22 protein-coding genes are annotated in these 22,880 nt (G+C 43.9%); 21 read left to right on the top strand and 1 reads right to left on the bottom strand.

Annotated features, from left to right (window positions below; all coding sequences use genetic code 11):
- The first annotated feature begins 149 nt into the window (after positions 1 to 149).
- The 4 genes from ABUA31_RS12215 to ABUA31_RS12200 all read left to right on the top strand — a co-directional run bounded on the left by ABUA31_RS12215 (position 150) and on the right by ABUA31_RS12200 (position 2,936).
- The gene (locus ABUA31_RS12215; protein ID WP_015533807.1) at positions 150 to 947 is read left to right on the top strand and encodes a transporter substrate-binding domain-containing protein; all 798 of its coding nucleotides are present in this window, start codon (positions 150 to 152) and stop codon (positions 945 to 947) included.
- A gap of 51 nt (positions 948 to 998) precedes the next feature.
- Positions 999 to 1,685, top strand: a complete 687-nt coding sequence (locus tag ABUA31_RS12210) for an amino acid ABC transporter permease (protein ID WP_004850185.1) — start codon at positions 999 to 1,001, stop codon at positions 1,683 to 1,685.
- Between the two features lie 101 nt (positions 1,686 to 1,786).
- Entirely contained in the window at positions 1,787 to 2,566 is a 780-nt protein-coding gene (locus ABUA31_RS12205; RefSeq protein WP_004850188.1) for an amino acid ABC transporter ATP-binding protein, read from the top strand.
- Positions 2,567 to 2,768: 202 nt separating this feature from the next.
- Positions 2,769 to 2,936 (top strand): ATP-binding protein, encoded by a 168-nt coding sequence (locus ABUA31_RS12200; protein WP_022216657.1) that lies wholly within the window; start codon positions 2,769 to 2,771, stop codon positions 2,934 to 2,936.
- Positions 2,937 to 3,138: 202 nt separating this feature from the next.
- Here the strand turns inward: ABUA31_RS12200 and ABUA31_RS12195 are convergent, their stop codons facing one another.
- Positions 3,139 to 3,573 (bottom strand): cupin domain-containing protein, encoded by a 435-nt coding sequence (locus ABUA31_RS12195; protein ID WP_242859160.1) that lies wholly within the window; start codon positions 3,571 to 3,573, stop codon positions 3,139 to 3,141.
- A gap of 295 nt (positions 3,574 to 3,868) precedes the next feature.
- Between ABUA31_RS12195 and ABUA31_RS12190 the strand changes: the two genes are divergently transcribed.
- From ABUA31_RS12190 to ABUA31_RS12110, 17 genes are all read left to right on the top strand, one after another.
- Complete coding sequence (locus ABUA31_RS12190) at positions 3,869 to 5,206, top strand: ABC transporter substrate-binding protein (RefSeq protein WP_022216659.1); 1,338 nt, start codon at positions 3,869 to 3,871, stop codon at positions 5,204 to 5,206.
- Between the two features lie 266 nt (positions 5,207 to 5,472).
- A complete protein-coding gene (locus ABUA31_RS12185) occupies positions 5,473 to 6,315 on the top strand; it encodes a carbohydrate ABC transporter permease (protein ID WP_349818934.1) in 843 nt (280 codons plus the stop codon).
- Positions 6,315 to 7,208 (top strand): carbohydrate ABC transporter permease, encoded by an 894-nt coding sequence (locus ABUA31_RS12180; RefSeq protein WP_082423632.1) that lies wholly within the window; start codon positions 6,315 to 6,317, stop codon positions 7,206 to 7,208. Before ABUA31_RS12185 ends, ABUA31_RS12180 begins: the two co-directional genes overlap by 1 nt.
- Before the next feature lie 85 nt (positions 7,209 to 7,293).
- On the top strand, positions 7,294 to 8,793 hold the full coding sequence (gene malQ, locus ABUA31_RS12175; protein ID WP_215671537.1) for a 4-alpha-glucanotransferase: 1,500 nt from the start codon (positions 7,294 to 7,296) through the stop codon (positions 8,791 to 8,793).
- A 114-nt stretch (positions 8,794 to 8,907) separates the two neighbouring features.
- Complete coding sequence (locus ABUA31_RS12170) at positions 8,908 to 9,915, top strand: LacI family DNA-binding transcriptional regulator (RefSeq protein ID WP_252203813.1); 1,008 nt, start codon at positions 8,908 to 8,910, stop codon at positions 9,913 to 9,915.
- Between the two features lie 149 nt (positions 9,916 to 10,064).
- Positions 10,065 to 11,006: a DUF3137 domain-containing protein gene (locus ABUA31_RS12165; RefSeq protein WP_349818933.1), complete on the top strand. Its 942-nt coding sequence runs from the start codon at positions 10,065 to 10,067 to the stop codon at positions 11,004 to 11,006.
- Between the two features lie 125 nt (positions 11,007 to 11,131).
- Positions 11,132 to 11,368, top strand: coding sequence for a hypothetical protein (locus ABUA31_RS12160; protein WP_349818932.1), 237 nt, complete (start codon positions 11,132 to 11,134; stop codon positions 11,366 to 11,368).
- Between the two features lie 73 nt (positions 11,369 to 11,441).
- Positions 11,442 to 12,848 carry an amidophosphoribosyltransferase gene (locus ABUA31_RS12155; RefSeq protein ID WP_015533815.1) on the top strand — a complete coding sequence of 469 codons (1,407 nt, stop codon included), beginning with the start codon at positions 11,442 to 11,444 and terminating at the stop codon, positions 12,846 to 12,848.
- 90 nt (positions 12,849 to 12,938) lie between these two features.
- Positions 12,939 to 14,165: a PP-loop family protein gene (locus ABUA31_RS12150; RefSeq protein WP_055146486.1), complete on the top strand. Its 1,227-nt coding sequence runs from the start codon at positions 12,939 to 12,941 to the stop codon at positions 14,163 to 14,165.
- A 160-nt stretch (positions 14,166 to 14,325) separates the two neighbouring features.
- Positions 14,326 to 14,994 carry a response regulator transcription factor gene (locus tag ABUA31_RS12145; protein WP_015533818.1) on the top strand — a complete coding sequence of 223 codons (669 nt, stop codon included), beginning with the start codon at positions 14,326 to 14,328 and terminating at the stop codon, positions 14,992 to 14,994.
- Positions 14,988 to 16,385 (top strand): sensor histidine kinase, encoded by a 1,398-nt coding sequence (locus ABUA31_RS12140; RefSeq protein ID WP_349818931.1) that lies wholly within the window; start codon positions 14,988 to 14,990, stop codon positions 16,383 to 16,385. The genes ABUA31_RS12145 and ABUA31_RS12140 overlap by 7 nt, the downstream gene beginning before the upstream one ends.
- Positions 16,386 to 16,486: 101 nt before the next feature.
- On the top strand, positions 16,487 to 17,908 hold the full coding sequence (locus tag ABUA31_RS12135) for an SLC13 family permease (RefSeq protein WP_015533820.1): 1,422 nt from the start codon (positions 16,487 to 16,489) through the stop codon (positions 17,906 to 17,908).
- A 31-nt stretch (positions 17,909 to 17,939) separates the two neighbouring features.
- Complete coding sequence (locus tag ABUA31_RS12130) at positions 17,940 to 19,529, top strand: MBOAT family O-acyltransferase (RefSeq protein WP_055280557.1); 1,590 nt, start codon at positions 17,940 to 17,942, stop codon at positions 19,527 to 19,529.
- 17 nt (positions 19,530 to 19,546) lie between these two features.
- Positions 19,547 to 20,611, top strand: coding sequence for a hypothetical protein (locus tag ABUA31_RS12125; protein ID WP_055223172.1), 1,065 nt, complete (start codon positions 19,547 to 19,549; stop codon positions 20,609 to 20,611).
- Positions 20,611 to 22,086, top strand: a complete 1,476-nt coding sequence (locus ABUA31_RS12120) for a class I adenylate-forming enzyme family protein (protein WP_349818930.1) — start codon at positions 20,611 to 20,613, stop codon at positions 22,084 to 22,086. Before ABUA31_RS12125 ends, ABUA31_RS12120 begins: the two co-directional genes overlap by 1 nt.
- A gap of 39 nt (positions 22,087 to 22,125) precedes the next feature.
- Complete coding sequence (locus ABUA31_RS12115) at positions 22,126 to 22,347, top strand: acyl carrier protein (protein WP_015533823.1); 222 nt, start codon at positions 22,126 to 22,128, stop codon at positions 22,345 to 22,347.
- A gap of 242 nt (positions 22,348 to 22,589) precedes the next feature.
- Positions 22,590 to 22,808 carry a cation transporter gene (locus tag ABUA31_RS12110; RefSeq protein WP_055146474.1) on the top strand — a complete coding sequence of 73 codons (219 nt, stop codon included), beginning with the start codon at positions 22,590 to 22,592 and terminating at the stop codon, positions 22,806 to 22,808.
- Positions 22,809 to 22,880: the final 72 nt, after the last annotated feature.

Below are 22,880 nucleotides of genomic sequence, written 5' to 3'. Positions count from 1 at the left end.
TCAATCTTAGGTTTGACTTTACCATGATAAACTGTTACTATGTTACCGTGTTATGCCCTAATAGGGCTTATATATCATGCAGATGCCCGGTGTAGTGTGTTTCATGCATCTGCCAAGTATATTTAAGGATATTTCAGGAGGAAAGAAGTATGAAAAAGTTATTATCACTGCTCTTAGTGGCAGCAATGGGACTTTCACTGGTTGGATGTGGCGGATCTGATAACGGATCTAAGAGTGAGTCAAAGAGTGATCTGGAGTATGTAAAGGATAAGGGAACTCTCGTTGTCGGCGTTACAGACTTCGCACCGATGGATTACAAGGATGAGTCAGGCAACTGGATCGGATTTGACGCAGATATGGCATCAGCATTTGCAGAGAGCCTTGGCGTAAAGGCAGAGTTCGTAGAGATAGACTGGGATAACAAGATCATGGAGCTTGACGGCAAGACCATCGACTGTGTATGGAATGGTATGACACTTACAGATGAGGTTACAAGCTCAATGGCATGTTCAGATGCATACTGCAACAATGCTCAGGTAGTTATCGTGCCAAATGATAAGGCAGACAAGTATCAGACAGTAGACAGCATCAAGGAGCTTACATTTGCTGTAGAGGCAGGAAGCGCAGGCGAGGATCAGGCCAAGGCGCTTGGTCTCAACTATACAGCGGTAAAGGCACAGGCAGATGCACTCATGGAGGTTGCAGCTGGAACATCGGATGCAGCGATCATTGATTCACTCATGGCAGCAGCTATGGTTGGCGAGGGAACAGGTTATGACAAGCTCACATATACCGTAGGTCTTAACAGTGAGGAGTATGGCGTTGGTTTCAGAAAAGACTCAGATCTTGTAGCTGAGCTCAACAAGTTCTTTGCAGACAGTAAGGCTGACGGCTCAATGGAGAAGTGTGCTGAGACATATAAGGTACAGGCTGCACTTGCAAAGTAATAGATAAGATGTAATTAGTATTTTTACCATCACTTAGAGAGAAAAATTATTATGGATTTGTTTTTTGAACAGCTCCCGGTCGTACTTGGAGCTCTTAATACAGGATTTATACAGACATTAAAATTGTTCTTCGTGACATTGCTTGGTGCATTTCCGCTTGGACTTCTTATAGCACTCGGTTCCATGTCAAAGTTTAAACCACTCAGCTATCTTATGAAGTTCATCGTATGGATAGTGAGAGGTACACCACTTATGATACAGCTGCTCATCATATATTATTTCCCGGGACTTGTATTCCACAACCCGGTATGGGGCGGCGGCGAAGGCGGAAGATTTGTTGCGGCATCGGTGTCATTCATAGTGAACTATGCCTGCTATTTCTCAGAGATTTACCGTGGAGGTATTCAGGGTATTCCTGTAGGACAGGAGGAGGCCGGACTTGTGCTTGGCATGACTCCAAAGCAGATATTCTTCAAGGTCAAGCTTTTGCAGATGATAAAGAAGATAGTTCCGGCGATGTCCAACGAGATCATAACTCTGGTCAAGGATACGTCCCTTGCCCGTATCATCGCACTTCAGGAGATAATCTGGGCAGGACAGGCATTCATGAAGGGTTCACAGGGAATCTCTGGTGCGATATGGCCACTCTTCTTCTGCGCATTCTACTATCTGATATGGAATGGCGTACTCACAGTTTTACTTGGCAAATTAGAGAAGAAACTTGATTTTTTTAGATAGGAGGAGCCGCAATGAACGCAGTTCATACTCGGAATCGGCTCTGACAACCTGCCCCGCTGCGGAGCAGAGGGGCGATACATATTAAATAGGAGGAGCCGCAAATGGCTATATTAGAGGTTGAACATATAAAAAAGAAGTTTGGCAAGACAGATGTGCTCAAGGATATAAGCTTTTCTCTGGAGCAGGGCGAGGTCCTTTCTATCATAGGATCATCAGGAAGTGGAAAGACAACACTTCTTCGCTGTCTGAACTTTCTGGAGATGCCGGACAATGGAGTTATCCGTGTAAATGATGAGATCCTGCTTGACACTGACAAGCCGGAGACACTCAAGGAGTCGGAGGTGCGCAAGAAGAGACTGCATTTTGGACTTGTGTTCCAGTCATTTAATCTCTTTCCACAGTACACTGCGCTTCAGAACGTAATGCTTGCAAGAGAGCTTCTTGCAAAGGAGAGACCGGATTTCAAAGTAAATAAGAAGAATATACTCGATGAGATAAGAGTTCAGGCAGAGGAACTTCTACGCCAGATGGGACTTGAGGACAGAATGAACAACTATCCTCACCAGCTTTCAGGCGGACAGTGCCAGCGAGTTGCTATAGCAAGGGCGCTTGCGTTGCAGCCGGACATCCTGTGTTTCGATGAACCTACATCGGCTCTTGATCCGGAGCTCACAGGAGAGGTACTTAAGGTTCTCAGAAACCTTGCGGACAAAAAGACGACCATGATAATTGTTACCCATGAGATGGCATTTGCAAAGGATGTTGCAAGTCAGGTCATATTCATGGACGATGGATATATACTTGAGCAGGGAAGACCTGATCAGGTATTTGACAATCCGAAGATGGAGAGGACAAAACAGTTCCTTTCATCATATTCATAAAAGATGTATAAGATCCCGGTGTATCGACAGGAATCGATATTTCGGGATTTTTTTATGGAGTTGATGACTATATCACAAAGCCGTTTGATCTGGATGAGCTGCTTGTCAGGGTGGAATCCGTTCTTGGACGATGCGATAGAGACTGTAGACGTGGACGTGGCGGCACTCTGACATAGATTCGGACGATGAGATAGATGTGGATATGATATTCGATGCGTTCTGCCGTGGAAAGTCCAGACAGAAGGAGGGCGCAGGGCTGGGACTTTACATAGTAAGGTGCCTTGCAGACAAGCTGGGACATGAGGTGAGCGCGGAGGTTGCCGGCGAGGTATTTACTATAAATATATCTATGTCGACTGACCGAGATTAAAAATAACTTGGTCATGGCAATGTATTATGGCATGTGTATGAAAAATTAATACAGAAACAGCAAAGACACTAAATGCCGCTTGCCCAATATCAGACGGGCAGGCAGAATTTGGTGTCTTTTTTGATGGAGGACAGAAGCATGCTAAAAACAATGGGACAATAAATCCGGCAATGCGTTCTACTTCATGTCACATGAAAACATATCAGCAATCCATTCCCATAGCCGTGGCTTTGGTGGCCTGCGTCTCCCCCCTGGGATGATGTGGTGGGGCATAGATGGATGAGAGCTTTAGTGGATTATTGCCGATGTTGATGATGTTGTGCCATGTGCCGGCTGGTATACATACGCATTCTCCTGCACAAAGATTCTGACGGAAGCACAGTTCGTTCGGGCAGCAGCCCATCCTGACTGAACACTGTCCCTGTTCGATCCTGATGATCTGATCGGTATTTTCATGAATTTCCAAACCTACATCGGAGCAGGCAGGTATACACATGACGGTCATCTGCATGAAACAGCCGGTCCATACGGTTTCGCGATAATTGTGGTTCTGTAAAGCTTTCTCCCGGATATCTATAGTGCATATGTTGTCATGACAGTCAGGTCTGTTCGGAGAACAATTATTGTAGCATTTCATAGGATAGCCCTTTCAGATTTAATAGTTGTTCTATTTATAGTATTCAAAAAGGTTAGAATATGACAAAAATTATACATTTTTATGTAGTCTGGAGGGAGAGCCACATATAGAAAATGCAAAAAGTGATAAAAAAATTGAAATTAGTATTGACTTTTTGTACATAAACAACTAATATAATATACATCAGATGGAAACGATTCCAGAAACGTTTCCGAAAAAACAAAGTAACCATTAAGTATCTCGTATAGGAGATGCCTGAAGGAAAAATTTTTATTATTTTATGGGAGGAACCAATATGAACAAGAAAGGTATTGCAGCACTTGGACTGTCACTTATGATGGCAGGTACCATGTTGACAGGATGTGGCTCAGGAGATTCAGATGGAGCAGGAAAGAAGGCAGATGCAAAGGGCTCTGTATATTATCTGAACTTCAAGCCGGAGCAGGATGCACAGTGGCAGGAGCTTGCTAAGGTGTACACAGAAGAGACAGGCGTTGATGTTACGGTAGTTACAGCAGCTTCTGGTCAGTATGAGACTACTCTTAAGAGTGAGATGGGTAAGTCAGAATCACCTACCCTGTTCCAGGTAAATGGACCGGTTGGTCTTGCTTCTTGGAAGGACTATTGTTATGATCTTGGATCATCACAGGTGTATAAAGAACTCACATCTGAGGACTTTGCACTTAAGGATGGCGATAAGGTCGCAGGAATCGGATATGTTATAGAGTCATACGGAATCATTTACAACAAAGAGCTTTTAAGCAAAGCTGGATACACAGAGGATGATATCAAATCATTTGCAGACCTCAAGAAGGTGGCAGAGGATATAACAGCTAACTCAGACAAATTAGGATTCTCAGCATTTACATCAGCTGGAATGGACGGATCATCAGATTGGAGATTCAAGACACATCTTGCAAATCTTCCAATCTACTATGAATACAAGGCTGATGGAATCGATACTACAGATGCGATCAAGGGTACATATCTTGATAATTACAGAAATGTATGGGATCTGTACATCAACAACTCAACAACCGATCCAAAGCAGCTCAGCACAAAGACTGGTGATGATGCGGTTGCAGAGTTTGTTTCAGGACAGGCAGTATTTTATCAGAATGGTACATGGGCATACTCAGATGTATCATCACTTGGCGATGACAACCTCGGAATGCTCCCTATCTATATCGGAGTAGATGGTGAGGAGAATCAGGGACTCTGTACAGGAAGTGAGAATTACTGGTGTGTAAATGCTAAGGCTTCAGAGGAAGATATCCAGGCAACTCTTGACTTCATGGAGTGGTGTGCTACAGATGATGTCGCACTTAAGGCAATCTGTGGTTCAGAGGGTGCTATGCCATCAGGAGCTGATGGAATGGGATTTGTAACACCATTCAAGAAGAACATTGAGTCAACAAACCTTCTTGTAAACATTGCAAATGAGTATGTAGCAGAGGGCAAGACACCTGTAAGCTGGAACTTCACAACAATGCCATCAGAGCAGTGGAAGAACGACCTCGGATCAGCACTTACAACATATGCGGCAGATCAGACAGATGCCAACTGGGATCTTGTAAAGAGCGCATTTGTAGACGGATGGGCTAAAGAGGCTGCTGCAGCAAAGTCAAAATAAAACATATTAACAAATAAACAATAGTACACAACCCCAAAATAAAAAAACATCACAAAATAAACCCAACTTAAAATATGAATAAAGTCCTGCAAGCTGCAGGACACCAGGAAGGCTAACAGCTTTGCAAAGGCAGCTCATACCCGGAGGTGCCAGACTAGAGATGGATATGTATTCATATGCAAATATGTCTACATATCCATTTTTAGACTCAAAAGATATTGGAAAGAAAATTGATATGCAACAGAGTGGAGGTTATCAAAAAAATTATGGAGAAAACGATAAAAAGATATTGGCCGGTGTTTCTGATACCGACAATGGCTGCGTTTGTTATAGGATTTATCGTGCCATTTGCCGAGGGAATATATCTGTCCTTCTGTAAGTTCACGACCATAAGGGACGCTGAATTTGTAGGATTACAGAATTATATAGACGCATTCAAGGACGCAACATTCCCGGATGCATTTAAGTTTACAACATTATTTGCGATTGTCACACTTGTGCTTATAAATGTTCTTGCATTTCTTGTGGCACTGGCACTTACACAGAAAATCAAAGGAACTAATATATTCAGAACGATATTCTTTATGCCGAATCTTATAGGTGGTATCGTACTTGGATATGTATGGCAGCTTATATTTGATGCCATATTCTCAAAGTTTGACACAGCCCTGAAACTCAATGAAGTCCTCGGTTTCTGGGGACTGGTTATACTTGTGTGCTGGCAGCAGATAGGATATATGATGATCGTTTATATTGCAGGACTTCAGGCAATACCTGAAGACATTCAGGAAGCGGCCATGATTGATGGCGCAAATAGAACACAGAGACTTTTCAGAGTTACGATCCCGAACATGATGCCATCCATAACTATATGTACATTCCTCACAATAACCAACTCGTTCAAACTGTTTGACCAGAACCTGGCACTCACAGGAGGCGAGCCTCTTCATAAGACAGAGATGCTTGCGCTCAATATATATGAGACGTTTTATGGAAGAGTAGGATATGAGGGAGTAGGTCAGGCCAAGGCAGTCATATTCTTTATACTGGTAGTAGCGATAGGACTCATACAGCTTAGGCTTACAAGATCAAAGGAGGTGCAGCAGTAATGGCAAAGATACAGAAAACGGCAAATACAGCGGATAAAAAACCGGTATACAGAGTGAAAGGAAAACCGACGGCTATGGGAATTCTGGCTACTTTATTCTTTACCATTATTTCCATAATATTTGTTTCACCGATAATAATCGTAATTATAAACTCTCTGAAAGCCAAGACGTTTATCAGTCTGGAGACATTTGAACTGCCAAATGAGCACAGCTACATAGGCCTGGACAATTATAAAACGGCTATAACACAGTATGATTTCATAAAGGCAGTGGGCTGGACAGTTGTGATAACGGTTCTCTCAGTAGCAGCAATTCTACTGTTCTGCTCTATGACAGCCTGGTATATAACCAGAGTCAAGAATATGGTGACAAAGATCATATATCTGCTCTGCGTGTTCTCTATGGTAATACCTTTCCAGATGGTTATGTTTACTTTGGCTGGAACTGCGGATGCACTTCACCTTACTACTCCATGGGGAATCGTGATCGTGTATCTTGGATTTGGAACAGGTCTTGCAGTATTCATGTTCTGCGGATTTATCAAGTCCATTCCTTTGGAGGTCGAGGAGGCTGCGATGATAGATGGATGTACGCCGCTCAATACATTTTTCAGGGTTGTTATCCCTATCATGAAACCTACTTACATATCTGTAGGAATACTTGAGGCTATGTGGATATGGAATGATTTCCTTCTGCCATATCTGGTACTCGACATCAAGAAATACAAGACGATATCTATAGTTGTTCAGTATATGAAGGGCAGCTACGGAAGAGTAGATATGGGAGCGATCATGGCGTGTCTTGTTATGGCGATCATTCCAGTTGTTGTATTCTACCTCTGTGCACAGAAGTACATCATCAAGGGTGTTGCAGCCGGTGCTGTAAAGGGATAGTAAGATAAAATACTATTAAGTGTAAAAAAACAGGCGGTTGTGAGATTCTCAGCCGCCTGAAATTGGTTAAAAGGAGAGATTTCAGATGGAAAGATCAGCAGGAATACTGCTTGCTATATCAAGCCTCCCGTCAAAGTATGGAATTGGAAGTTTCTCGAAAGAGGCATATCGTTTTGTCGACTGGCTCAGAGCTGCACATCAGAGTTATTGGCAGATACTTCCTATGGGACCTACGGGATATGGGGATTCACCGTATCAATCGTTTTCGACATTTGCGGGAAATCCATATTTTATAGATCTTGATACACTTGTGGATCAGGGACTGCTCACAGACCGCGAGTGCAGAGAGAGAGACTGGGGCGACGATGGCAGGTATGTGGATTATAGAACAATATATGAAGGAAGATATCCAATCCTGAGAAAATCATATGAGAGATGGAAAATGACTGACAGCATGGAGTTTTCTTTGTTCATGGACGAGAACAAAGAGTGGATATATGATTATTCACTATTTATGGCTGTAAAGGATTCGCTTGGTGGAATTCCGTGGACAGAGTGGCCACAGGATATAAGAAACAGGCAGCCTGATGCAGTGCAGAAAATGCAGGTTGAGCTTGCGGAGGAGATACATTTTCAGCAGTACATGCAGTATTTGTTCTATACTCAATGGAATGCACTAAAGAGCTATGCCAACAAGAACCATATAAGGATCATAGGAGATATCCCAATCTATGTAGCCATGGACAGCGCAGATGTGTGGGCACACCCGGAGCTTTTCAGGCTGGATGAGGACAGATGTCCATATGAGGTTGCCGGATGTCCGCCTGATGGATTTTCGGAGACCGGACAGCTGTGGGGCAATCCAATATATGACTGGGAGCTGAATAGGCAGACCGGTTACAGCTGGTGGATAGCCAGAATGAGACACAGCTATAAGCTTTATGATGTAGTCCGGATTGACCATTTCAGAGGCTTTGATGAATATTATGCCATTCCATATGGGGAGGAAACAGCTGTGAATGGCAAGTGGAAAAAGGGTCCTGGGATGGATCTGTTTAGGAATATAGAAAAAGCACTGGGTAAGAGAGATGTCATTGCCGAGGATCTTGGTTTTGTGACTGATTCGGTCAGAAAACTTGTTCATGATTCCGGATTTCCGGGAATGAAGGTTGTGGAGTTTGCCTTTGATGTGAGAGACACCGGGGCGGCATCTGACTATCTTACACATAATTATATACGAAATTGTGTTGTATATACGGGAACCCATGACAATGAGACCCTTATTGGCTGGTGGAGCAGTATAGATCAGAGAGCCAGAGATATGGCGCGGGATTATATGGCAGCTCATTATACACCGGACCGTCTGATCAACGTTCCATTTATCACGCTTGCTATGAGAAGTATTGCAGATCTCTGTATTATACCGATGCAGGATTATTTGGGGCTCGACAATAAATCGAGGATGAATAAGCCATCTACAGTTGGCGATAACTGGAGGTGGCGCACGATATCCGATGATATGGATGATGACCTTGCTGAGGAGATTGGCAGACTTACACTGATGACCGGGAGAAGCAAGATGTGAAAAAGTACTCTTAAAAAATAAATATCGGGAATGATAAGTTGAGTATTTTCTTGATCTCCACATAACAGGATAATATAATTATTGGGAATAAAAGAGAAAAGTGGGATACAGCTTATGACAATAAAGGATATTGCACGTATATCAGGTTATGGTATCGGAACCGTGTCCAGAGTGATAAACAATCAGACAGGAGTCAGTGATGCTGCCCGGGAGAAGATACTCAGGGTTGTAGAGGAAAACGGCTTTGAGCCGAACGTCAACGCTAGACACCTCAAGATGTCATCGAAATCGGCGGTTGTAGTCATCATAAAAGGAAATCAGAACATGCTGTTTGCGGATATAGTAGAGCGTATACAGAGCCAGCTTGCGGGATATGATGAAGACGTCATAGTGGAGTACATAGACGAGGATGGTGATGAGATAGAATATGCCATCAAACTGATCCGGAGTGTGAATCCAAAGGGAATCATGTTTTTGGGTGCCAATCTTGCACTTTTTGATGAGCGTGTGAAAGAGTTTGAGATTCCGGGAGTCATAATCACGACTGGCGGAGAGATTCTTGCAAATGACAACATATCCTCCATAACGATAGATGACACGGCAGCGACATACGATATGACAAGGTATCTTCTTGAAAAAGGCCACAGGCACATAGGAGTCATCGGAGGGCAGGTGTCCGAGAAACAGATAAGTTTCAATAGATATGAAGGCTGCAAGCGGGCTATAGACGAGTGGCAGCATGATGACAGGGCGGAGTTTACATATATTCCGTGCAGATATTCTATGAAGGCGGGGTATGAGGCTACAAAACGTCTATTGAAGGATCACCCGGAGGTTACAGCAGTCATGGCTCTCAGTGATATGATAGCGATCGGCGCCATGCGGGCGGCTGCTGATATGGACAAACATATTCCGAAAGAGCTGTCAGTTACAGGATTTGATGGAATAGAGATGGCAGGATACTGTGTACCAAGACTTACAACAATAAAGCAGAATACAGAGATCATGGCATCAAGGAGTGTTGACATCATGCTCAAGCATATAAATTATGCAGCGGCTGGTGAACATGAGATAGTGCCATATTCCCTGATAGAGGGTGAAAGCGTTAAGAGCATCGGCTAGGATTCAGGGAAAATCTTTTTAATTAAGTTTGAATTCGCCTTATACTGGTATATTATATATCAGTATAGGGCGAATTTTTTATGAGATAAAAGTTTGGGCAAGGCTCTGAGATTTGTATAGAGTATTTATCACAGTTTGGAGATGAGAAGATGGATCAGAATATAGAATCGGAAATATCAGAAAAACGAAAAATATGTAAAGTGCTTAAGGTGCTTAAGATTGTTTCTTTTATAGGAATATTTGCGTCATTTGTTGCATTTATGGTGGCATCAAGAAATGGTTGTGAATTAGACTCTGCTTGGCTGCTGATTCCGGCTTTGTTTGTAGGCGGATTTTTCCTGTTCTCATATATGGAGACAAATAAACTTAAAGACCTCAAGGAACTCATGGGACAGTATGTTGTACGGAGTGTCCTTGGAGAGCGCTTGCAGGTGATTGAATACATGCCAAATGGATATACAAATGAGGCATTTTTACATAATTGTCCGATTCTTCCTTCATTTAATAATATGGATGGTTCTGACTTTATACATGGAATATACAGGGGAGTGGAATTTACATTCAGTGATCTCACACTCAGAACAGAAACAAAGGGTTCACCGGACGGCGAGTTCCCTGGCGATAATGTTGTTAATTTTAAAGGTCAGCTCATAACGGCTACTTCCCACAAGAATGTTAATGGTTTTGTACATATCCAGGAGAGAATTAGTCCAAGAATGAAAAACGAAAAGAAAAGTGGCATATTATCAAGAGTATTGGATTCTGAGAATTCACGTAACAGTTTTATGACGGGCAACGCGTTATTTGATAACAGGTTCGATATATTTGCCTCTGACAGCCAGCTTGCTTTGAGGGTATTGACACCACAGCTTATGCAGGAACTTATGGGACTTGAAGGACTTATGGAGATACAGATCGCTGGCAATATGGTGGCAGTAGCGATAAAGAATGACAGAGATTTATTTGAACTTAGTAACAATGGCAGGGATAATGGTGACATGGAGGAGTATCGTCAGAAATTTAGGGATGAACTTTCCGATATTTTGAAAGTTATTGATGTCTTTGGTATGAATACAGATCTTTTTCAGTAGTTGGTTAAATGATAGAAGGTTTATATACAGTGAGAATGTGTTAAATGTAGGAAATAACCGGAAAGATCATAGGATACGATACCCTGACCGGCAGAACCAACATTCCGGGTTATGCACATCCCACGGTGGGGTACATTGATCCATACAGCGGTGAGCCGGATTCTTATATGGTAAATCAGGAGATAAACAGAAAGAAACATTCTATCGGTAGCGAGTATAAACTTTTATACTCTAGGGAAAAGAGAACGGCCTATGAGAAGAAGTCAAACAAGGTGTACAGAGAGATGGAGGTTTGCTTTTTCGGACTGGCTGTGCTGATCTTCATTGCGGGGATAGTGAAGTTGGCGATGAAGGTATTGTAATCACCGCCGATACTATGCTAATATAGATATGTTTGCGAAAATGACAAATTTTTATCACTTCAGGAGGAAAACAATGGGTGGATTTTTTGGCGTAGCGGCAAAAGATGATTGTGTGTTTGATCTGTTCTTTGGAATAGACTATCATTCACATCTTGGAACAAGGCGCGGAGGCATGACAGTGTATGGAGATAAGGGATTTGACAGATCCATACACAATATCGAGAATGCTCCATTTAGAACAAAGTTCGACAAAGATATGCAGAACATGAAGGGCTATTTTGGAATAGGATGTATATCCGATTATGAGCCACAGCCACTCATAGTGCGTTCACATCACGGAACATATGCTCTGACAACTGTCAGCAAGATCAACAATGTTGACGAGATATCCAAGGAGATATTTGATCAGGGACATTCACATTTCCTTGAGATGAGCGGAGGGGATATCAACAGCACAGAGCTGGTGGCAGCCCTTATCAACCAGAAGGATAATCTGATAGATGGAATAAGATATGCGCTGGAGAAGATAGACGGTTCTCTGTCACTCCTGCTCATGAACCAGAATGGAATATATGCAGCCAGGGATATGCATGGAAGAACTCCTGTGGTCATAGGCAAGAAGGATGGTGCATTCTGTGCGTCATTTGAGAACTTTGCCTACAAGAACCTTGGCTATCATGACTATAAAGAACTCGGCCCTGGTGAGGTTGTCGTACTCACACCGTCCAACTGCGTGACGCTTGTGCAGCCGGGCAAGGACATGAAGATATGTACATTCCTGTGGGTATACTATGGTTACCCTGCAAGTTCATACGAGGGTATGAGCGTAGAGCAGATGAGATACAACTGCGGAGCCAGCATGGCAAAGAGAGATAACGTTAAGCCTGATATCGTAGCCGGAGTTCCGGATTCAGGAACAGCGCATGCAGTCGGCTATGCAAATGAGTCTGGAATACCTTTCTCAAGACCATTTATCAAGTACACACCGACATGGCCACGTTCATTTATGCCGACCATACAGAGCCAGCGTAATCTCATAGCCAAGATGAAGCTTCTGGCAGTTGAGGATCTTATAAAGGATAAGAGCCTTCTGCTCATAGACGATTCCATCGTGCGTGGAACACAGCTCAGAGAGACAACCGAGTATCTGTTTGACAGCGGTGCCAAGGAAGTGCACATCAGACCTGCATGTCCACCACTTGTATACGGATGTAAATACCTTAACTTCTCAAGATCATCATCAGAGATGGATCTTATAACAAGAAGAGTTATCGAGAGACTTGAGAACGGAAATGTGACAGATGAGGTACTTCAGGAGTACACAGATCCTGATTCAGAGAAGTATGAGAAGATGGTTGATGAGATCTGCAAGGAGCTGCATTTCACATCACTCAGATTCAACAGACTTGACGATATGCTTGAGGCGTGCGGAGTTGAGAAGTGCAAGCTCTGTACATACTGCTGGGATGGCAAGGAGTAAGCTGCGGATGACGGCGATGCCATATGCAGCAGACAGTAGCATATATAAAAATAGCTTATTTGTAATACTAAGAAAAATGGTGACAGGGATATGGCATTAGAAAACTCAAAAGAAACTTCAAATGAAATCACAATAGAAGAGATACAGGAACTGGATAAGGATTCATATCTGATAGTTGACATCAGGGATGAAGTTGAGATATCCCACGGAGCCATCCCGGGTGCGATGGCAGTCCAGACGGACAGGCTGATGCCAGAGAATCTGGCGGAGACAGCCAGTGAGATATTCCCGGTTGAGAAATATATGCCCGGGGACAACTCAAAGGGAAAGAAACTCATCATCTGCTGCACCCACGGAACCAACAGCATTCCGCTGGCGGAGAGACTTACAGAGCTGGGATACGATGCGGTGAGCCTCAAAGGCGGATATATATCATGGCTGCTCTACACCATGGGCAAGCAGGAACAGACTGATATATGTGCCGATGTTGAGAAGAGCCTCCGCAAGAAGTTCCACAAGAAGATATGGTGCAACTTCACAAAGGCCATCAACAGATATGAGCTGGTGAAGGAGGGCGACAGGATAGCCGTATGTATATCGGGCGGCAAGGATTCCTTCCTCATGGCAAAGTGTTTTCAGGAGCTGAAAAGGCACAACAAGTTCCCATTTGAACTCAAGTTCATAGTTATGGATCCGGGTTACAGCCCGGCAAACCGCAAGGTCATAGAGGATAATGCCAGGATGCTGAACATCCCTATCCAGATATTTGAGTCTGATATATTTGATTCAGTGTATAACGTAGAGAAGTCGCCGTGTTATCTCTGTGCAAGAATGAGACGAGGCCATCTGTACAGCTATGCGAAGGAGCTTGGCTGTAACAAGATAGCTCTTGGACACCACTACGATGATGTCATAGAGACCATACTCATGGGTATGCTCTATGGAGCGCAGATGCAGACCATGATGCCGAAGCTCCACAGCACCAATTTTGAGGGAATGGAACTAATCAGACCTCTCTATATGGTGAGAGAGGACGACATCAAGGCGTGGAGAGATTACAACGAGCTTCATTTCATACAGTGCGCATGTAAGTTCACTGACACATGCACAACATGTAACAATGAGGAGACGAAGTCCAAGCGTCAGGAGATCAAGCAGCTTATAGCGACACTCAAGAAGACAAATCCGTTTGTGGAGGGCAACATATTCAAGAGTGTGGAGAATGTCAATATCGATACCCTTATAGAGTACAAGCAGGGAGGCGTGAGACACAGCTTTCTTGATACCTACGATGAGAAGAGCGGTAAGACAGAATAGATAAAAACAGCATTTGAGAGCCGTTATTTACATTTGGCAGATGTAAGTGACGGCTTTTAATGTTATTTTCATAAAAGCATGGCAATATATATCTGTTCAGCGATCGTGCAGCGATATACTGTAGTGACCAACAGATGAAAATGACAGGGAGGATGGATGTATGCGTGTACTTGTAGTTGAGGATGAGAAGGATCTGAACAGCATAATATGCAGTAAGCTGGTCAAAGAGGGCTATAATGTGGATGCCTGTTATGACGGACAGGCGGCACTTGATTATATGGAAGCGGAGAATTACGACGGGGCGATCATGGATATAATGATCCCGAACAAGGACGGAATAACAGTCCTGCGCGAGATGAGAAATGCGGGGATACAGGTTCCTGTGCTTTTCCTCACGGCCAAGACGGAGACACAGGATATAGTCAGGGGACTGGATGCCGGAGCCAGCGATTATATGACAAAGCCATTTGAGTTCTCGGAGCTTATGGCAAGACTCAGGGTCATGCTGAGAACCCAGAATCCGGTAAATGAGAATGTGATAACCTGTGGTTCACTGGTGGTCGACATGAACAACAGACAGGCGATCAGGGATGGAAAGGTAATTGATCTCACGGTCAGGGAGTATGCTATCCTTGAGTACCTAGCCAGAAACAGAAATGTGGTAGTAACTAGGGAACAGATACGGGTGAACATCTGGAACATAGATGACGATGTCAATTCAAATGTGATAGATGTGTATATCCGTTATCTGAGAAGGAAGATAGACGATAATTATGAGGAGAAGCTGATCCATACTATAAGAGGTGTCGGCTATAAACTGGAATGTTAAAGAGAAAAATATCATTTGTAACATACACTATTATAATTACAGCGCTTATTCTGGTGGTGGGTATATCTTGTCTGCTGGTCATCCAGAACAATCTTAAGAAGGATGATATGAACCTGATGGCTTATAAGAAGCTGACACAGGAGGTAGCCCAGATCAGACGATACATAGTGTATGATTCACAGAAGAAGCCACATATAGATGATGGATTTTACGACCGTGAAGACGATCCGGACAGTAATGAGCAGATATATGTGTTCCTTCAGGGAAATGACGGCGAGATCCTTGACGGCGAGGTGCCTGAGGAATATGCGGATAATCCGGATATAAGCATAAGAGATCTTATGCATATAGATGCAGGGAAGGTCAAGTATTTTGCGGTCGTCAGGCAGGGAAGAACAGACAAAGAGCCGCTGAAGAAGACTTCTAAATACAAGATCTGTGTCATGGTATCCGTCAGGGATATAGAGAGCAATTACAGTGAACTGTTATATAAATCATACTGTGTTATTGGAATCGTGCTGATAGCATTTGTGATATATGCATTTGCTTTGAGGAAACTGATAGCAGTTCCAATGGGAAGCCTGAACCGTTCGATAGATAAGAGCGTGGACAATCTTGATTTTACAGAGAATCTGGAGTATGACGGTCCGTTCAAAGAGCTTGATATGCTGACCGATGCGAATAACAACCTGTACAGAAAAGTCCATCAGGAGCTTGAGAGACAGGCTGAGTTCAATGCAAATGTATCCCATGAGCTGAGAACACCTGTAGCAGTCATGCATGCCCAGTGTCAGCTTTCCAGGGAGATCGCGGAGAAGAATGGCGATGAGGAGATGCTTGAGAGCATAGAGGTATTCGAGAGACAGACCTCACGTATGAAGGGGCTCATAGAACAGCTTCTTCAGATGTCGGTCATGGACAATGAAAACGCAGTCATAGCGGTTGAGGATGTAGATCTGCTGGATGTGGTGGAGTCTGTGTGCGATGATGTGGAGTACATCTGTAAGAAGAATCTTAAGTTTACCTACGACCTGAAGCCGACGATGGTCAAAGCGAATATGAACCATATAGTTATCGTCGTGAACAATCTGATGTCAAATGCGGTGAAGTACAGCAATGATGGAGGTAATATCCATGTGTCCTGCGGTGTGAAAAATGACAGCTATTTTATCTCGGTCAGGGATGAGGGCCGGGGAATGGATAAGAGCACAAAGGAAAAGATATTTGAGAGTTTTTACAGAGGTGAGCCGGACAGAAGTGCGGAGGGTTTTGGCCTGGGGTTGTCACAGGTAATGCAGATCGCCAGATATTACGGCGGAATCGTGGATGTTGACAGTGAGCCCGGAAAAGGAAGCCTGTTTACATTTAAAATCCCGGTAAATGCAGAATAATGTCTGTGGATTTTAATATATATTAATTTTTTTAATGAAAGATTAATTTTAAATGTGTATAATTTAAAATCAGTGTTTTATTGAAAATAGGAGATATATTTATGAAAGAACGAAAGAGAATAGTACATTTACTGATCGGCCCATTGTTATTCGGGCTGTTTACGGCACTTTTGCCACACGGAGTATTCACGACATTTGAGTCAAGAGCAGCGATAGGAACCATCATGTGGATGGCGTACTGGTGGGTAACAGGCCCGGTGGACTATGCGGTAACTGCATTCCTCCCGATAGCCTTAAATGCGATATTTCAGATGACTGACATGTCGGCGGTCATTTCCAACTACGCAGACGAGACGATACTGCTTCTTCTGGGAGCTTCCATCATAAGCGTGATGTGGGAGAATACCGGGCTTGACAAGAGGATAGCCATTACATTCCTGAGACTTATCGGCAGCAGTTTGAGGATACAGCTTGTGTTCTGGTTTGTGTTGTCTGCAGTTCTGTCAGCGGTGCTTCCAAATGCAGTGGTATGTGCGACGATCACACCTATAGCGATCGCCATGCTCAAGTATATAGGAATGGACGACATCAAGACAAACAAGACTGCATCAAAGATACTTCTCACGATAGCATATGCAACCGGACTCGGTGGTCTGGCATCGCCGCTCGGAGGTGCGATGAATCTTGTGACGGTCGAATATATACAGCAGATAACAGGCGAGGAGTACATGTACTCTTCGTGGGTCGTGAGATTCCTGCCTATCATGCTCATACTTGTGCTTGTAAATATCCTGTTCATGATCCGTGATGTGAAGAAGACAGAGATGCTTGGCGGTTCAAGGGAATACTTTGTAGCAAAATACAAGGAGCTTCCTCCTATGAGCTACGAGGAGAAGATAGCACTTGTGTTATTTGTTCTTGCCACGGTGCTTGCATTTACCAGACAGCTCTACCAGAGCATACTTCCGGGACTCAAGCCGGCGTATGTATTTATCATATGCGCCATAGTATCATTCCTTCTCACCAACAAGAACGGAGAGCGTATTATGGTGTGGAAGAATGTTCAGGGTAAGATCATCTGGGGACTTATGTATATATTTGCCGGTGGACTTGCCGCCGGAACACTCATCAACAAATCCGGTGCTGCAGAGGCACTTGGTGAGTGTATATCAAAGCTTGATATGAAGGGCGGATTTATCACAGTGTTCGTGATACTTGCCGTTACACTTCTCATGTCGGATGTGACATCCAACACAGCCACGGCTGCGGTAGCCATGCCGCTGGTAATATCCATCACACAGGGCTGCGGACTCAATCCGATACCGTACATATATGTGGCATCTGTGGGAGTCAACCTGTCATACATGCTTCCGACATCCATCAGGGCGATACCGGTTGGATACGGCCTGTCGCCAAAGTATATGTTCAAAGAGGGCTGGAAGATAACTCTGCTGGTTCTGGCGGTCATGTCAGTAGCATGTGCGCTGCTGTTAAAATACTGGCCGGCGTTTAGCAGTGTATAAATAATTTTTACTTGTAGAAGAGGGAGAGGACATGTCAGTAGTAACTTATACATTTATAGTTTTTTTATTGTGTACAATAGTGCTATACTACATAGTTCCAAAGAAGATACAGTGGGTGATACTGCTCCTTGCGAGTCTTGTGTTCTACGGATATGCCGGGATAGAGTACTTGTTTCTGGTCATTGCCACGGCTGTTGTCGTGTATCTGTTCTCACTGAGGCTGCAGAAGAGTCTGGACGAGCAGGAGGAGCTGGCAAAGGATGCGGACAGAAGAACCGCACGAAAGATCAAGGCTGCTGAGAAGGCGAAGAGAAAGAAGTTCCTTGTGTGGGCACTTGTCATAGTTATCGGTGTTCTGGCGGCGTTCAAGGCATTTGGCTTTGTGCTCGACAATATAAAGAGATTCATACCATACGACGGATTGCAGAGCATTCCTGACTGGAATCTCATAGCACCTTTGGGAATATCATTTTACTCATTCATGATGATCTCATATCTCGTGGATCTGTATAACGGACGAATATCAGCGCAGAAGAATTTCTTCAGATACCTGTCATATGTGCTTTATTTCCCACATGTTACCCAGGGACCTATAGCCAGATATGAGGAAGTAGGATATCAGCTCTGGGAGGAGCACAGCTTCAATATGGACACTATCATGAGAGGTGTCTGGCTCATGCTTTGGGGATTTGTGAAGAAGATCGTTATAGCTGACAGGATAGGAGCTTTTACAAAAGAGATATTTGGGCATACATTTGATTATCATGGCGGAATATTCCTGGCAGTGGGAATCGCATATTCCATCCAGATATACTGCGATTTCTCAGGATGTATGGACATAGTAAGGGGCACTTCAGAGTGCTTCGGCATCGTTCTGGGAGAGAACTTCAGAAGACCATACTTTTCACAGACACTTCCTGAGTTCTGGAGAAGATGGCATTTGTCACTGGGTGCATTCTTCAGAGAATATGTATTCTACCCGGTGTCAACATCAAAGCTGTTCCTCAAGCTCAATGTCAAGATAAGAGATCACTTAGGAAATGTGATAGGAAAGGTATTTGCAGCGAGCATACCTATCCTGTGTGTTTGGGTGCTGACCGGTCTCTGGCACGGCGCAAAGTGGAATTATATAGCATGGGGCTTGTATCACGGAGTGCTGATATGCATGTCGACACTTTTTGAGGAACCGCTGGCAAAGCTTACAAAGGCGCTCAGGATAAAGACTGACTGCATAAGCTGGGAGATATTCAGAATGCTCAGAACATTCATCCTCTGTGTCATAGGACGTCTCATATTTATGGGACAGGGAATCCGAAGTTCGATCTGGATGATCCGTTCCATGGTTTTTGATCACTCAAGGGTGTATAATATTGTGGATGAATTTTCACTTTCAGGAAGAGAGTGGAGAGTTTTGATATTTGGATGCCTTCTCCTTCTTGCTGTGTCCATCGCGCAGGAGATCATGGAGAGAAGAGGCAGCACAGGCGATGTCAGAGAATGGCTTGCAAAGCAGAACATAGTATTCAAATGGCTGGTCATGGCAGCAGGTCTGGCATTCATTGCCATATGCGGAGTATACGGCTCTGGTGCGGGCGCATCATTTATATATGAACAGTTCTGATGAGAAGGGAGAAAGATATGCCAGCGTGGATAAAATATACAATATCAGTATTTTCGATATGTACAGTGCTTTTCCTTGGCTTGAACAAGGCGGGAGAACTGGCGAGACCACAGGATTTTGACTCTGATGTGTGGACAAACTACTATGCGGAGGAGGATAACACCATCAATACGGTGCTCATCGGCTCCAGTTCGATGTACAGATACTGGATACCGACCCAGGCGTATGAGGAGCAGGGTTACACATCGATGCTCATAGGTACTGCGGCTCAGGATATCAGACTTGCGCCGTATCTCATGGAGGAGGCTGCCAAGACCCAGGATCTGGATCTGTTTGTGGTTGAGGTCAGAAGTATTATCATACGAGGCGATGTCACAAAGATAAAGGATGAGCATTACAATTATCGTATGGAGGTCATGACATCGGGCATGAGACCATCATCGACGAAGTTTGAGATGATACAGAAGTATTACAGAGCGGATGAGAAGTCAAAGTTCGAGCTCATGTTCCCTATTCTGAAGTATCACGATAATCTGCTGACATTTGACAGACAGGTGCTTATAGACAGACTCAATCAGGGAACGGACGAGTTCAAGACAGGTAGGCAGAGGTCGAAGATCACGAAGATCAAGGAGCCTGTGTTCGAGTCTGACGGACAGCTTCATCTGTCGGATGAGACACTCGGATATATCGATGACATAGAGACAAAGGCAGAGGAGCTCGGAGTTAAGGTTCTGCTGGTTGCGACACCTTACTACCCATCAAAGGGTCAGGCATCCAAGCAGCTTCAGCTTGACGAGTACATAGCCTCAAAGGGATATGATTATCTGAACATGAACAATGTTCTTGATGAACTGAATCTGGATTATTCAACAGATTTCTACAACAGCAAGCATGTAAATATTGCGGGTGCCAAGAAGGTTACCACATATCTTGCACAATATATAGAGGACAATTACGGCCTGCAGAGTAAGCTTACAGATGAGCAGAAGCAGAGTTGGACTGATGCCTGTGATGCCTGGGCAGATGAGGAAAGCAGTCTCATGGTAGAATGGGAGAAGTACAAGAAGGAGAACGAATAATGTATAAGCAGACGGTATTACATTATATTCAGGAGTATGCCCAGACGCAGCCGGACACTCTGGCGGTGTGTGAGCTAAGAAAGACAGTCACATACGCAGAGTATTGGAGCAATATAAGAAAGACTGCACACGCTTTGCGGGATATGGGCATATGCAAGGGCGATCATGTAATGATCAGATGCACACAGAACATAGATTATCTGACAGTGTTCACTGCACTGCAGTACATGCAGGTGCTTGTCGTGCCGATAGAGAAATCCACATCCGCAGAGAGGGCAGTTGAGATAGGCCAGAGAGTTGACGCGGCATGTCTCATATCAGACAAGCCTGTGGATGGAATAAAGTGTATAAGCCAGAAGGAAATAATAACCAGGATGAAGGATGAGAGCGAGGCAGAGCTTGAGCTTCCGGGTGAGGAGGACAGATCGATGCTGCTCTTCACAACGGGAACTACTGGATCTTCAAAGGGCGTTGTCATGCACCACAGAGGTGATGTGGGAATAGCCGGCAATGTCATCGAGGGAACAGCCATGAAGAAGGGCAATGTGGAGATAATACCAATGCCTCTCAACCATTCATTTGGAATAAGAAGATACCAGTCAGACATGGTAAATGGCGGCACAGTATGTCTGATGGACGGAATGGTATTTATCGGAACGCTGTGGAAGCTCATAGAGAAATACGGAGTGACATCCATGGCGATATCACCGGCATCACTCGGAATGATATTCCATTTGTCTGATGACAGGATCGCGGATTATGCAGATCAGCTTGATTATATACAGATAGGCTCAGCACCTCTTGCCGAGTCAGACAAGGAGAAGCTGCTCAGATTGCTTCCACATACAAGACTGTATAATTTCTATGGTTCATCTGAAGCCGGATGCGCATGCATACTGGAGTTCAGTGGCAATGGCAACAAGACAGGATGTATAGGAAGACCTACCGTGAACTCGGTCGTAAGATTCTCTGACGACGAGGGTAACGTGGTTACAAATGGCAGCCCGGAGTCACCGGCACTTCTGTCCTGGGGCGGTTCTATAGTCATGGAAGGCTATTACAATGACCCCGAACTCACTGCTGAGACCATTGTGGATGGATATGTTAGGACAAAGGATCTGGCATATCTGGATGAGGATGGCGACTGCATACTTGTAGGCAGGGCCGATGATGTGATAAACTATGGTGGAAGCAAGATATCTCCTGCAGAGATAGAAGACCTTGCACTTGGATATGAGCATATAGATGATGTGGCTTACACTTCAATCAAAGACCCGATCACTGGAGAGCTTCCGGTCATACTGGTCGTGCAGAAGGATGGCTATGAGGAAGCTGATTTTGAAAGCTTTCTTGCTGACAGACTTGAGAGCTACAAGCTTCCAAGAAAGTATATCTATGTTGAAAGTATACCAAAGACGTTCAAGGGTTCAGTTCTGCGAAAGGAAGTAAGAAAGCTTGCAGAGCAGAACGTATAGATGGTTTGCAGAGAAGATCATACAAAGGAGAATTGAACAATGAAAGAATTTATTGAGATGCTCAAGAAGATCAAGCCAAATGTTGATTTTGAAAATGAGGAGGCACTCGTTGACGACGGAATCCTGGAGTCACTCGATATCATCTCTATCATTTCAGAGATAGCAGATAAGTACGGAGTTGTCATCCCAAGTGATGAGATCATACCTGATAACTTCAACTCAGCAATCGCTCTCTATGAGCTTGTGGAGGATCTGAAGTAGGATCTGAAACATGATCTGAAAGTGGAATCAGATATATCTGGAACAAAAACCTGTGTATATGGCATATGATAAGACACGTTCCGCGTGTCCTGTGAATATATGTTATATACACAGGTTTTTTTAAATGCACAGATGTTCATATAAATAAATTTTAAAAAGAATAGCATTTTACTGTTGACATATAATTAAATACATGTTTAAATGTTCATAGATTCAATGAGAACAATGAAAAGGAGATAACTATTATGAAGAAGTATAAGATTGAAGTTGATTGTGCAAACTGTGCAGCAAAGATGGAGGAGGCTACAAAGAAGGTAGCAGGTGTTAAGGATGCAACAGTGGCATTCATGGCACAGAAGATGAGCGTTGAGTTCGACGACGGAGCTGACGAGGCTGAGGTTATGAAGAATGTACTTAAGGCTTGTAAGAAGGTTGAGCCTGACTGCGAGATCTTTATGTAACCAAAGGCGGTTATGCATGTGCATGATGACTGCCGGATTATGGTATAGCAGGTTGTTTAGTCACGGCTAACT

Origin of the sequence: Coprococcus sp. RTP31081st1_H1_RTP31081_211007 (assembly GCF_040227275.1) — a bacterium.
GTDB lineage: Bacteria > Bacillota > Clostridia > Lachnospirales > Lachnospiraceae > Coprococcus > Coprococcus aceti.
The sequence above is the reverse complement of the archived record's forward strand: the minus strand, read 5'-3'. Positions and strand labels throughout refer to the sequence as shown.